Consider the following 13,187-nt stretch of genomic DNA (forward strand, 5'->3'; position numbering starts at 1 on the left):
ATCGCATGGACTGGCCATAGTGTAGGAGCAATTGATTTGGCGGGATGAACACCCTCCCAAAAACACCACAAAACCAATGTGGGAGCGAGCCTGCTCGCGAAGGCGGCCTGACAGTCACTGCAACAGTGTCTGTTTTACCGTCATCGCGAGCAGGCTCGCTCCCACAGGGGAAAGCGTGTTGGCTGGATTACTTGCTGTTGGCCAGCGTGCTGTAGCTGGTCATCAGGTTGCGGTAATCCGGAATATGGTTGGAGAACAGCGTGCCCAACCCTTCGATGTCGTTGCGCCAGTCGCGGTGCAGTTCACAGGCCAGGCCGAACCAGGTCATCAGTTGCGCGCCCTGAGCGGTCATACGGTTCCACGCCGATTCGCGGGTCAGTTCGTTGAAGGTGCCGGACGCGTCGGTGACCACGAACACCTCAAAGCCTTCGGCCAGTGCCGAAAGCGCCGGGAACGCCACGCACACTTCAGTTACCACACCGGCGATGATCAGTTGTTTCTTGCCGGTGGCCTTGATCGCCATGACGAAATCTTCGTTGTCCCAGGCGTTGATCTGGCCCGGGCGAGCGATGTACGGCGCGTCCGGAAACAGTGCCTTGAGCTCGGGCACCAGCGGTCCGTTGGGACCGGTTTCGAAACTGGTGGTGAGGATGGTCGGCAGCTTGAAGTACTTGGCCAGGTCGGCCAGGGCCAGCACATTGTTCTTGAATCGATCCGGGTCGATGTCGCGCACCAGTGACAGCAGGCCCGCCTGGTGATCAACCATCAGAACCGCGGCGTTGTCCTTGTCCAGACGCTTGTAGGAAGTAGTCATTGCAGTAGTCCTCGCATGTTATCGATGCCGAATGGAAATCGGCGTGGGGTCACCGGTCAGCGCTGGGAGTCCAGCGCCTCGTGTTCGTTCGCCACTTGCTGAGCCTTGAGGTAACTCTCGATCAGCAATTGATAATGCGGCATGGCCTGGGCGTAGACAGCGGCCCACTGCTCGGCATCCGGACGGTTCCACGAGCCTTGCAGCTCAGAGAGCGTAGCCATGATGTCGATCGGCACCACCCCGGCCTGGGCCAGACGGGCAACGGTCAGATCAGTGGCCAGTTTCGAGTGGTTGCCGGAGGCGTCGACCACCGCAAACACCTTGTAGCCTTCATGCACGGCGGCGATGGACGGGAACGCCAGGCACACGCTGGTCAAGGTGCCGGCGATCACCAGGGTTTTCTTGCCGGTGGCTTTGACCGCCGCGTGAAACTCCGGGTTGTCCCAGGCATTGATTTCACCTTTGCGCGCCACGTATTGCGCATGGGGTGCGGCCTCGTGGATTTCCGGGATCAACGGCCCGTTAGGCCCCTGGGGAACGGAAGCGGTGGTGATCACCGGCATCTTCAGCAGGGTCGCGGCCTTGGCCAGGGCAATGGCGTTGGCGCGCAGCTGGGGCACGTCCATGTCCTTGACGATCTGGAACAGTCCGCTCTGGTGATCGATCAACAGCATCGCGCTGTCGTTGGGGTCGATGGTCGGTTTCTGGCCGTTGAAGTTGGCCGCGTAGACAGTGTTCATGAGCGTTTCCTCTTTCTTTTGGGCAACAGCCATCCCTGGCCTGAAAACCGGCCTACTCATCCTGTGTAGAGTCGGGTGTTAAAGCGCTGCGAATTAAGCGTGCATCCGGCCGAACTGGCCGGACTGGAAGTCGGCGAAGGCCTGGTGGATTTCTTGCTCGGTGTTCATCACGAACGGCCCGTGACCGACGATCGGCTCGTCGATCGGTTCGCCGCTGAGCAACAGCACCACCGCGTCTTCGCTGGCTTCGAGGGTCAACTGATCGCCCTTGCGGTCGAACAGGGCCAGTTGCCCCTGGTGCACCGATTCCAGGCCGTTGACCTGAACCGTGCCGCGCAGCACCACCAGTGCGGTGTTGCGCCCTTCATGCAGATCCAGGGTGAGCAACTTGCCGGCATTCAAACGAATGTCCCACACGTCGACCGGGGTGAAGGTGCGCGCCGCGCCCTTGTGGCCGTCGAACTCACCGGCGATCAGGCGCAGGCTGCCGGCGTTGTCCTTCAAGGCGATGGCCGGAATGTCACGGTCGAGAATCGTCTGGTAGCCGGGGTCGGCCATTTTGTCCCTGGCCGGCAGGTTGACCCACAGTTGCACCATCTCCAGGGTGCCGCCGCTCTTGGCGAATCCTTCGGAGTGAAACTCTTCATGCAGGATCCCCGAGGCAGCGGTCATCCATTGCACATCGCCAGGGCCGATCTTGCCGCCACTGCCGGTGGAGTCCCGGTGCTCCAGCTCGCCCTTGTAAACGATAGTCACGGTTTCGAAACCGCGATGAGGATGCTGACCAACGCCACGTCGCTCGGTGGTCGGGGTGAATTCAGCGGGGCCGGCGTGATCCAGCAACAGGAACGGGCTGATGTGTTTGCCCAGGTTGTCGTAGGAAAACAGCGTGCGAACCGGAAAACCGTCGCCAACCCAATGGGTCCGTGGACTGGTGTAGATACCGATGATGTTTTTCATGGTGTCTCCTGATGAGGTGAGTGAAGCCATGGACAAAGCTTAAAACCGTGACCTTTGCTGCGCTAGACTGCAAAAATCAGCTATAGCGTTCTATTTGGAGAACGATGGTGGAAGACCTCAACACCCTCTACTACTTCACCCAGGTGGTGGAACATCACGGTTTCGCCGCGGCCGGGCGCGCACTGGACATGCCCAAGTCCAAGCTCAGCCGACGCATCGCCGAGCTTGAAGAACGCCTTGGCGTGCGCCTGCTGCACCGCACCAGCCGGCATTGTTCATTGACGGAAATCGGCCAGGCCTATTACCAGCGCTGCCTGGCCATGCGGGTGGAAGCGGAAAGCGCCGCCGAACTGATCGAGCGCAACCGCTCCGAGCCCCAGGGCCTGGTGCGTGTCAGTTGCCCGACGGCGCTGCTCAATTCCTGGGTCGGGCCGATGCTGACCCGCTACATGCTCAAGTACCCGTTGGTGGAGTTGTTCATCGAGAGCACCAACCGTCGGGTCGACCTGATCCACGAAGGCTTCGACATTGCCCTGCGGGTACGTTTTCCGCCGCTGGAAAACACCGACATGGTGATGAAGGTGCTGGGCAACAGCACCCAGAGCGTGGTCGGCAGCCCGGCCTTTTTATCGCGCCTGTCGACACCGGCCTCCCCGGCCGACCTCAGCGGCTTGCCGAGCCTGCACTGGGGCGCGGCGCAGCGCGAATATCAGTGGGAACTGTTCGGGGCCGACGGCAGCACCGCGATGATCCGGCATGCGCCGCGCATGGTCACCGATGACCTGTTGGCGTTGCGCCATGCGGCGGTCGCCGGGATCGGCATCGTGCACCTGCCCAGTGTGGTGGTGCGCGATGAAATCGCTGCGGGGCAACTGGTGGAACTGGTGCCGGGCTGGGTACCGAAGAGCGGTGTCATCCATGCGATCTTTCCCTCGCGTCGGGGGTTGCTGCCTTCGGTGCGCACGTTGATCGATTTTCTTGGGGAAGAATTCAGTCGTAGTGATATTGCTTAGGGTCGGGGTAAGGCTTTGGACCGAGTGATGGCTATCGCGAGCAGGCTCGCTCCCACAGAGGGAATGCATTCCAAATGTGGGAGCGAGCCTGCTCGCGATGAGGCTGGGACAAACACCATCAATGCCGCAATCTGCCGATGATTCATGACTTTCGGTAAACATTGCTTTGCCGATCCAGCGGTTTTTCTCACGGATGCAGGCGCGGATACTGCCGCCCATTCCCACTGCAACCTCTGGAGTCATTGATGTCTATTCCCGCCTTCGGCCTGGGTACCTTTCGCTTGCAAGGCCAGGTGGTCATCGATTCGGTGAGCACCGCCCTGGCGCTCGGCTACCGGGTGATCGATACCGCACAAATCTACGAGAACGAGGCCGACGTCGGCGAAGCCATCGCTGCCAGCGGCATCGCCCGTGACGAACTGTTCATCACCAGCAAGATCTGGGTCGCCAACCTGGCCGGTGATCGCCTGATCGACAGTCTGAAAGAAAGCCTGCGCAAACTGCGGACCGATTACCTGGACCTGACCCTGATCCACTGGCCGTCGCCGGACGATCAAGTGCCGGTCGCAGAATTCATGGGCGCCCTGCTTGAAGCCAAGCGACTGGGCCTGACCCGGCAGATTGGCGTGTCCAACTTCACCATCGACCTGATGCAGCAAGCGATTGCGGCCATCGGTGCCGAGCACATCGCCACCCACCAGATCGAACTGCACCCGTACCTGCAAAACCGCAACGTCGTCGCCTATGCACAAAGCCAGGGCATAGGAATCACGTCGTACATGACCCTGGCTTACGGAGAAGTCCTCAAGGACCCACTCATCCAGCAGATCGCCGAACGCCTGCACGCGACTGCGGCGCAGGTCACCCTGGCCTGGGCCATGCAATCGGGTTACGCGGTGATCCCGTCTTCCACGCGCCGGGCCAACCTCGAAAGCAACTTGAAGGCTCGCGAGCTGACCTTGGGCGAGGCCGACATGGCCTTGATCGCAACACTGGATCGCGGCCACCGGTTGACCAGCCCCAAAGGCATCGCGCCGAACTGGGATTGAGCCTCAATCCTGCCCCAGACGCTGGTCCAGGCGGGCCATGGCTTGCTGCAACTGGTCGACGGCGTCGTCGATCAGTGCCGCGCGGCCGTCATTGCACGCCTGCTCCAGTTGTTCGCAACACTCGACCAGGGCAAGCGCTCGCACCATCAGCGCCCCGCCCTTGATCCGGTGTGCCAGCGTCTGCAGGCCCAGGCGATTGCCGCCGGCGTGCAAGGCCAGCAAATGCACGCGGTCCTCGCGGTTGGTCAGCGCCAGATCGTGCATCAGTTGATCGATCAGCTCACGGTCCGAATCCACATAGCGCTCCAGCCCGCTCAAATCGAATTCGGCGAAGCCATGGTCGTCGATTGCCGCTGGGGGTGCGCTGGAAAACCGCTGGGCCAGCCACGCCTGCAAATCCACCAGGCGAATGGGTTTGAACAGGCAATCGTCCATGCCCGCGGCCTGACACCGGGCTTTCTCCTCGGCCTGCGCATTGGCGGTAAAGCCCAGAATCAGCGTCGGCGACAGCCCCTGCACCCGCTCTTGCTCACGTATCGCGCCCGCCAATTCATAACCACTGAGCACCGGCATGTTGCAGTCGGTAATGACCAGGTCGAACCCGTGCCCGCGCCACTGTTCAAGCCCCTGTGCCCCGTCCTCAGCCAGCACCACGCGATGGCCCAGGTAGCTTAGCTGCCGCGAGAGCAACAGGCGATTGGCCGGATAATCGTCGACCACCAGAATCGACAACGCCCGAGTGGTGAGCTGCGCCGGATCCTGGGGCGTCCCCTCCACGGGTAACGCTTGCAGGGCGGGCAGCACCAGGTTGATGTCCACCCGCGTCCCGCGCCCAGGCTCACTGTCGAGTTGCAACTGGCCGCCCATCGTTTCGCACAGGGTACGACTGATCACCAGGCCCAGGCCGGAACCTTGCCGGGCTGTCTGCTGACTGTTTCCCGCCTGCACGAACGGGCTGAACAGGCGTTGCTGGTCGAATGCGCTGATGCCGATGCCGCTGTCTTCGATTTGTACGCTGACGGCGAGGTGCGCCGGGGCTTGAGGACGCACTCGCAGCATCAGGCTCACCTGGCCTTCCCGGGTGAACTTGATCGCATTGCTCAGCAGATTGGACAGCACCTGTTTGAAGCGCGTGGGATCGAGCATCACGTCGCGGTCGCTGTGCTCGTCGAGCTCGACCCGCCACTGCAGATTCTTCTGTATCGCCAACCCTTCGAAAACCCGGCAGACCGACGTCACCAGCGCGTGCAGATTGACCCGCTCCGGCGCCAGCAACAAATGCCCGGATTCGATCCGGGCGACATCCAGAATGTCGCCGATCAAATCCAGCAACTGCTGCCCGGCGTTGGACGCCACCTCGATGGCGGCGCGGTCGGTCTCCCCTTCATCAGCCCGTTTCAGCGCCAGTTCGAGCATGCCGATCAACGCGTTCATCGGTGTGCGGATTTCATGGCTCATGGTGGCCAGGAACGTGGTCTTGGCCCGGTTGGCGTCGTCCGCTGCGTCCTTGGCTTCCTGCAATTGCCCGAGCAATTGCTGACGCTGGCGAATCTGCCGCCGCTGCCAGACGATCCCGGCCAACGCGAGCAACAGCAAGACACCCGCCACCGCAAACGCCTGCACGATCGCCTGCCGGTGTCGCAGCCAGTAACTCTGCTCGACCATCGCGTCATAGCGCCAGGGCTGGGTCAGCTCGTCAATTTCTTCGGGAGGGATGCTCAACAGCGCCTTGTCCAGGATCGAATGCAGTTCGGTGGCCTCGCGACTGGTCGCCAGGGTGCTTCGTGCCGGGTCGGTGCCCACGGTGCTGGTCACTTGCAGGCGATCGCGATACTGCCGGGAAATCAGGTAACGGGCGCTGATCAAGGAGTTGATGCCGCCCTGGGCCTTGCCCTGGGCGACCATTTCCATGGCGTCCGTCGACAGTGGCGCATCCACCCGCTGGATCAGCGGGTAATGCTGGCGAATGTACTCGCCGGCAATGTTGCCCTGGGTCAGCGCCAGGGTTCTCCCCGCCATGTCATCCAGCGTCCTGGGGCTGTCCGTGTCCACGTGGGTCACCAGTACCGAAGGGCTGCTCAGGAACGACCGGGTGAACAGCAGTTGATCTTCACGCTGGGAACTGAGGCCGATTCCGGCCAGCACATCGATCTGCCCGCTGGTGATGCCGGTCATCATCTCGGCCACCGACTTCATGCCGCGGATGTCAAATTGCAACCCGGTGCGCAAACTGATTTTCGTCAGCACATCGATGCCAATACCGCGAAACTTGCCTTCGCTGTCGATAAATGAAATCGGCGGGATATTTTCGTTGATCGCGACCCTCACCCGCGGGTGGCGTTCGAGCCAGTGCTGTTCGGCCACGCTCAATTGCAATGACTGGGTGCCGGGGATAGACACCCCGTTTGCCCCCCAACGACGCAGGATGTTCATTTGTTTATTGGTGGTGACGACTGCCAGCGCCTTGTTGACGACACGTAATAGCGCAACGTTGTCGCGGGCCATCGCAAAGGCAAAACGCCCGGACTCCATGGGCGAGAAGTCCGTCAGTTGCACGTTGTTCAGGTAATTCTTGCTGATCAGATAATGGGCATTGATCGCATCGCCCAGATAGACATCGGCCTGGCCGAACGCCACGGCGCCCATCGCCGCCAGTGTCGAGGGAAACAGCTGGACCTGCGCTTTGGAATAGAACTGTTGCACGCTGTATTCGGGCAAGTAGTGATACAGCATCACCAGCCGCTTGCCCGCCAGTGTCGGGTCGAGCACCGGAGGGAAATCGGTACGCGTGACCAGCACCGGTTGATCGACCGCGTAGGCGCTGGACATCTGTAACAGCGGATCTTCGGCTTCAAATCGATTGGCCGTTCCCAGCAGGTCTGCCTGCCCTTCCTTGATGGCCTGCACCGCGGCGGCCCGCGACGGATAACGTTGAACCTCGATGACGACGTTCAACAATTGTTCGAGCAACCCGGCGTAATCGGCTGTCACGCCTTCGAACACCCTGCCCGCCGTGTTGAACTCGAAAGGAGGATAGTCCGGCGCCGAGACCGCCAGCACCAATCGGCTTTTTTTCTCTAGCCAGTGCAATTCGGTTTCCGTCCACCTGACGCTCAGGCCTTCGGCGCTCGAGCGTCCCAACAGGGTCAACGACTGTTGCGCACAGACCGTCGATGCCCAGAGAAGAAGGCCAATCAGCACCCCGCCTGCCAGTCGTCGGAGAGCGTTCATTCAGATCAAATGATTGCGCAGAGCGAAATCCCTCAAGTGCACCGACGAGCTCACGTTGAGCTTGAGGGTGAGTCGGGTCTTGTAGGTACTGACGGTCTTGTAGCTCAGGTGCATGATCTCGGCGATTTCCAGGTTTTTCGAACCCCGGGCCAGGTACTGCAGAATGGTCAACTCACGATTGGAGAGCCTGTCGATCAACTGCTTTTCACTGCGTTGCAACTCCCCCATCGACACGGAACTCGAAGGGATCTGGGCGAAATAGGTATAGCCGGCCATCACGGAGTTCACCGCCGCCTTCAAGTCATCCAGGTCCTTGCTCTTGGAAACATAGGCAACAGCCCCTGCACGCATGCAGCGGTCCTGATAGAACTGGGCCTCCAGCGAGGTGAACACCACCACGCGACATCGCGTGTTTTCGGCCTTGATACGGTCCATCACCTCAAGCCCCGCCACACCGGGAAGACCCAGATCAAGCAGCACGACATCCGGTTGATGCTCCCGGATCAACGACAAGACCTCATCGCCTCGGGAGGCCTCGTAAATCTGCTTGAACCCTTCGCCCTTGAGTACGAGTTTGATCATGGAGCGAACCACCGGATGATCTTCCACAATCAGTGCTGACTTCATGACAACTCCCGTGCAAAAAACACGATCGGGCAAAAAATGCCCTCCAGGCACCGCAGCGGTTAGGCACAACGCTGCGCATAGACTTTTGCATGGAAGGCTGGAAAGAACTACCTGACAGAAATGACAGTTCCGACGAACGGTAGCCAGCGATCGACGGCGCTCATCAACTGCGTAATGGACGCCAGGTCCGGCAGAGCGGCCTGGCTGACCTGGACGTTGCCCGCGACTGGCGGCAACGGCGCCTGCTGCTCATTAAAGATGAAGACGTGATGAACCTGCGGGTTGTCGGTAAAGAAATTCAACAGGTCCAGCGCTCCGCTGGCCATCGCCCCATTGACGAGCACCAGATCCAGAGGCTCGCAACCGTACTCCACCAGTGGAAGGAGCTCGTCGAGGCTCTGCACCGGAGCCACCCGAAAATAGCCAAGCTGGTTGAGCAGCCGCTCGATCCGCAGGCGGTTGAAGTGCTGCGCATCGGCGATCAGGATGCGCAGGGATTTGTTCGGCAAGGTGACCTCCAAAAGGATGTCGGTTTCAAGAGGTCGCAAAGCCTACGGAAGACCGCCCTAGGTTTATGTAGGAATATTCCCAAATAAATGCCGGTTTGTCTGACTCTTGCCAGGGAAACCCTGGCCTTTACTCCGTGGTACTCGGACTCCAGAACGCCTGCACCACCAGGGTCGACATCGAAATCCGTGCCACCAGCGCATCCAGTTCATCACCATCGACCGAGGTGGTCGCCAGGGTGGCTTCGATTTCAATTTCATCCGTGCCGAAGGCATGCACATCGACATCGCTGGCCGGATAGTTGCTGCGTTCCAGCTCGGCTTCGAGCAAGGCCAGCACGGTTTTCTGCTGGGTGCGCCGGGCGATGACATAGACGATGTTGGTGACTTCCGCCGAAATCACATCCAGCGGCTGACGGTTGATGTTGTTGACGATCGGCCGCAGCAGCGTGTTTGCCGCCAGCACAAACAAGGTGCCAAGCAGCGCCTCGGCCAGCAGGTCGGCACCGGCGCAGGCACCGACCGCCGCCGAGGTCCAGAGCGTGGCAGCCGTATTGAGGCCGCGCACATTGCCCTCTTCGCGCATGATCACCCCGGCACCGAGAAAGCCGATGCCGGAAACCACGTAGGCTACGACCCGCACGGCGCCTTCGGCACCGGCGAGCCGGTTGGCCATGTCGACGAAAATCGCCGCGCCCACCGCCACCAGCACATTGGTGCGCAGGCCCGCGGTGCGCTGCCGGTACTGGCGCTCGAAACCGATCAGGCCACCGAGGATGAAGGCCGCGCTGAGGCTGACCAGGGTGTCGAGCAGGGAGGTCAGGTTGAGGTTGTTAAGTGCTTGCATGATGAATTCCTTGAAAAACATACGCCCCCCTGTGGGAGCGAGCCTGCTCGCGATGACGGCGGCACATTCGACATTTATGGGACTGACCCACCGCTATCGCGAGCAGGCTCGCTCCCACAAGGGCTGCGTTGATTTGCCAGCCTCGCGGCTTTATTGCCAGCCAAACCGGCGAATGTAGAACCCCTTCACCGCCTGGGTCAGCGCCATGTACGCCAGCAGGATCACCGGCAGGAACACGAAGTACAGCGACGGCAACGCCTGCAATTTGAAGTAATGCGCCAGCGGTCCCATTGGCAGGAAAATCCCCACGGCCATGATCAGCCCGGTCATCACCAGCAACGGCATGGCCGCGCGGCTTTGCAGGAACGGGATCTTCGGCGTGCGGATCATGTGCACGATCAGGGTCTGGGTCAGCAGCCCGACCACGAACCAGCCGGACTGGAACAGGGTCTGGTGATCCGGGGTGTTGGCATCGAACACGTACCACATCAAGGCGAACGTGGTGATGTCGAAGATCGAGCTGATCGGTCCGAAAAACAGCATGAAGCGCCCGACATCCGCCGGCTGCCAGCGCTGCGGCTGCTTGAGCATTTCCTCATCGACGTTATCGAACGGGATGGCGATCTGCGAAATGTCATAGAGCAGGTTCTGCACCAGCAGGTGCATCGGCAGCATCGGCAGGAACGGGATGAACGCACTGGCCACCAGCACCGAGAACACGTTGCCGAAGTTCGAACTGGCGGTCATCTTGATGTACTTGAGCATGTTGGCGAAGGTCCGGCGCCCTTCCAGCACGCCCTCCTCCAGCACCATCAGGCTCTTTTCCAGCAGGATGATGTCGGCCGCTTCCTTGGCGATGTCCACGGCGCTGTCCACGGAAATACCGATGTCGGCGGTGCGCAGGGCCGGGGCGTCGTTGATGCCGTCGCCCATGAAACCGACCACATGGCCGTTGCCCTTGAGCAGACGGACGATGCGTTCCTTGTGGGTCGGCGTCAGCCTGGCGAAGACGTTGGTGGTTTCCACCGCTTTCGCCAGCTCGGCATCGCTCATGCGTTCAATGTCGTTGCCCATCAGCAGGCCTTGCTGCTCCAGGCCGACTTCGCGGCAGATTTTCGCCGTCACCAGTTCGTTGTCGCCGGTCAGCACTTTCACCGCCACGCCATGGGCGGCCAGGGCCTTGAGGGCGGGTGCGGTGCTTTCTTTCGGCGGATCGAGAAACGCCACGTAACCGATCAGCGTCAGTGCCTGTTCATCGGCCAGGCTGTAGGTGTCGCGGCCTTCGACCATTGGCCGCGCGGCTACCGCAACCACCCGCAGGCCTTCGGCGTTGAACGTGGCCGTGACCTGACGGATTCGCGCCAGCAGTTCTTCGGTCAAGGCTTCATCGACTTCGCCATGACGCACCCGCGAGCACACCGCCAGCACTTCTTCCACCGCACCCTTGCAGATCAGCAGGTGCGGTTGATCACGCTCGGCGACCACCACCGACATGCGCCGGCGGGTGAAGTCGAACGGAATCTCGTCGACCTTGCGAAACGCTGTGCCGACTTTCAGCTCACGGTGGATCTCGACATGTTCGAGCACCGCCACATCCAGCAGGTTTTTCAGGCCGGTCTGGTAGTAGCTGTTGAGGTAGGCCATTTCCAGCACGTCATCCGAGTCGTTGCCCCAGACGTCGACGTTGCGCGCCAGGAAGATCTTGTCCTGGGTCAGGGTGCCGGTCTTGTCGGTGCACAGCACGTCCATGGCGCCGAAGTTCTGGATGGCGTCCAGGCGTTTGACGATGACTTTCTTGCGTGACAGGAACACCGCGCCCTTGGCCAGGGTCGAGGTCACGATCATCGGCAGCATTTCCGGGGTCAGGCCCACGGCAATCGACAGCGCGAACAGCAGCGCTTCGGTCCAGTCGCCCTTGGTGAAACCGTTGATGAACAACACCAGCGGCGCCATCACGAACATGAAGCGGATCAGCAGCCAGCTGACTTTGTTGACCCCGGTCTGGAACGAAGTCGGCGCCCGGTCGGTTGCACCCACGCGCTGGGCCAGGGCACCGAAATAGGTGCTGTTGCCGGTGGTGAGGATCACCGCCATGGCCGTGCCGGACACCACGTTGGTGCCCATGAACAGGATGTTGTCCAGGTCCAGCGGGTTGAGCGTGTCGCGGTCCTGCTGGCGGGGAAATTTTTCCACCGGCATCGATTCACCGGTCATGGCCGCCTGGCTGACGAACAGGTCCTTGGCGCTGAGCACCCGGCAATCGGCGGGAATCATGTCACCGGCCGACAGCACGATCAGGTCGCCCGGCACCAGCTGCTTGATCGGCAACTCGATACGCTGCGCGCCGCGGTCCTCAAGGTCACGGCGCATCACTGTGGCGGTGTTGCTGACCATGGCCGTGAGGGCATCGGCAGCCTGGTTGGATTTGGTTTCCTGCCAGAAGCGCAGCAAGGTCGAGAGCACCACCATGGAGAAAATCACGATGGCGGCTTTCATGTCTTCGGTCAGCCAGGAGATGACCGCCAGCAACGTCAGCAGCAGGTTGAACGGATTCTTGTAGCAGTGCCACAGGTGGGTCCACCACGGCAGCGGCTGTTCGTGCTCGACTTCATTGAGGCCGAATTGCTCGCGCAGGGCATCGGCTTCGAACTCGCTCAAGCCGTCGGTGTGACTGCCCAGGGTGTTGAGCAATTGACCGGTGTCGCTGCCGGCAGCGGCCACCAGGGTTTGCGCCAGGGTGGGCGGGACTTCACGGCTGACCGTGGTGTCGGTGAAGGTTTCCAGCAACGCCAGGCGGCGGAAGTGCCGGGCGATGTGGCGGTTACGCAGGAAACCTGCGAAGAATTCCTTGAGGGTAAGTTTCATGGCTGGTGCCCCTTTGGTCAGCCGGGAAACCGTCGAGCAGGCAGGTCCACGCCGCTGCCGCCGGAACAACCGGCAAAGCAAGGCCTGGCGCGCCGGTCACGAATGACAGGCGTGTCGATAGAGCGGCGGCCACGACAAAAAGTCGAAACCACGCACTGTTCAGCGTCGATGAGAGGGACGTCGGGACATGGCCGGGACCGGCCATGATCGGGATGCCGCTGCTCGCTTGTCGGCGAGACAACGGCACAGGAGACTGCGCGTTATCTTGCCGAGAAAATGCCGGTTACCGAGACCGGCCGACAACTGTCACTCGAACAAGTACCCACTGTGGGTCTCCGTAATGGATGAAAACGCGCGAAGCTTACGCCTCGAAGTTTGGAGAGTAAACCCGTTACAAAAGCTTGCCGGGGGAATCGCGGGGATCTTCAGGAAGGGTTCAGGAATCAACATTTGCGGTGTTCTTTCTGGCCCCTTCGCGAGCAGGCTCGCTCCCACAATGGACCTGTGTTCACAGGACTACTGTGGGAGCGGGCTT

Annotated in this window: 10 protein-coding genes; 2 read left to right on the plus strand and 8 right to left on the minus strand. The window is 61.0% G+C overall.

Annotation, left to right across the window (positions count from 1 at the left end; translation table 11 throughout):
• Positions 1-187: 187 nt before the first annotated feature.
• From ycaC to AC3IT9_RS20305, 3 genes are all read right to left on the minus strand, one after another.
• Entirely contained in the window at positions 188-814 is a 627-nt protein-coding gene (gene ycaC, locus AC3IT9_RS20295; RefSeq protein ID WP_151214941.1) for an isochorismate family cysteine hydrolase YcaC, read from the minus strand.
• 56 nt (positions 815-870) lie between these two features.
• Positions 871-1,554, minus strand: coding sequence for an isochorismatase family protein (locus tag AC3IT9_RS20300; protein WP_008049795.1), 684 nt, complete (start codon positions 1,552-1,554; stop codon positions 871-873).
• A 93-nt stretch (positions 1,555-1,647) separates the two neighbouring features.
• Positions 1,648-2,514 carry a pirin family protein gene (locus AC3IT9_RS20305; RefSeq protein ID WP_489270859.1) on the minus strand — a complete coding sequence of 289 codons (867 nt, stop codon included), beginning with the start codon at positions 2,512-2,514 and terminating at the stop codon, positions 1,648-1,650.
• A gap of 104 nt (positions 2,515-2,618) precedes the next feature.
• Here AC3IT9_RS20305 and AC3IT9_RS20310 point away from each other — a divergent pair, with 104 nt between their 5' ends.
• Both AC3IT9_RS20310 and dkgB read left to right on the plus strand, forming a co-directional pair.
• Positions 2,619-3,527 (plus strand): LysR family transcriptional regulator, encoded by a 909-nt coding sequence (locus AC3IT9_RS20310; protein WP_150725748.1) that lies wholly within the window; start codon positions 2,619-2,621, stop codon positions 3,525-3,527.
• Positions 3,528-3,772: 245 nt separating this feature from the next.
• Entirely contained in the window at positions 3,773-4,576 is an 804-nt protein-coding gene (gene dkgB, locus AC3IT9_RS20315) for a 2,5-didehydrogluconate reductase DkgB (RefSeq protein ID WP_489270861.1), read from the plus strand.
• Between the two features lie 3 nt (positions 4,577-4,579).
• On the opposite strand, the gene AC3IT9_RS20320 is transcribed toward dkgB, so the two are convergent.
• From AC3IT9_RS20320 to mgtA, 5 genes are all read right to left on the minus strand, one after another.
• Positions 4,580-7,807: a transporter substrate-binding domain-containing protein gene (locus AC3IT9_RS20320; protein WP_489270862.1), complete on the minus strand. Its 3,228-nt coding sequence runs from the start codon at positions 7,805-7,807 to the stop codon at positions 4,580-4,582.
• The gene (locus AC3IT9_RS20325) at positions 7,808-8,434 is read right to left on the minus strand and encodes a response regulator transcription factor (RefSeq protein WP_150759347.1); all 627 of its coding nucleotides are present in this window, start codon (positions 8,432-8,434) and stop codon (positions 7,808-7,810) included.
• A 107-nt stretch (positions 8,435-8,541) separates the two neighbouring features.
• Positions 8,542-8,943, minus strand: coding sequence for a chemotaxis protein CheY (locus AC3IT9_RS20330; protein ID WP_489270863.1), 402 nt, complete (start codon positions 8,941-8,943; stop codon positions 8,542-8,544).
• Between the two features lie 127 nt (positions 8,944-9,070).
• Complete coding sequence (locus AC3IT9_RS20335; RefSeq protein WP_150725743.1) at positions 9,071-9,787, minus strand: MgtC/SapB family protein; 717 nt, start codon at positions 9,785-9,787, stop codon at positions 9,071-9,073.
• 150 nt (positions 9,788-9,937) lie between these two features.
• Positions 9,938-12,652, minus strand: coding sequence for a magnesium-translocating P-type ATPase (gene mgtA / locus AC3IT9_RS20340; RefSeq protein ID WP_489270864.1), 2,715 nt, complete (start codon positions 12,650-12,652; stop codon positions 9,938-9,940).
• Positions 12,653-13,187: the final 535 nt, after the last annotated feature.

The sequence above is a fragment of the Pseudomonas sp. KH_046_1 genome (genome assembly GCF_057839025.1).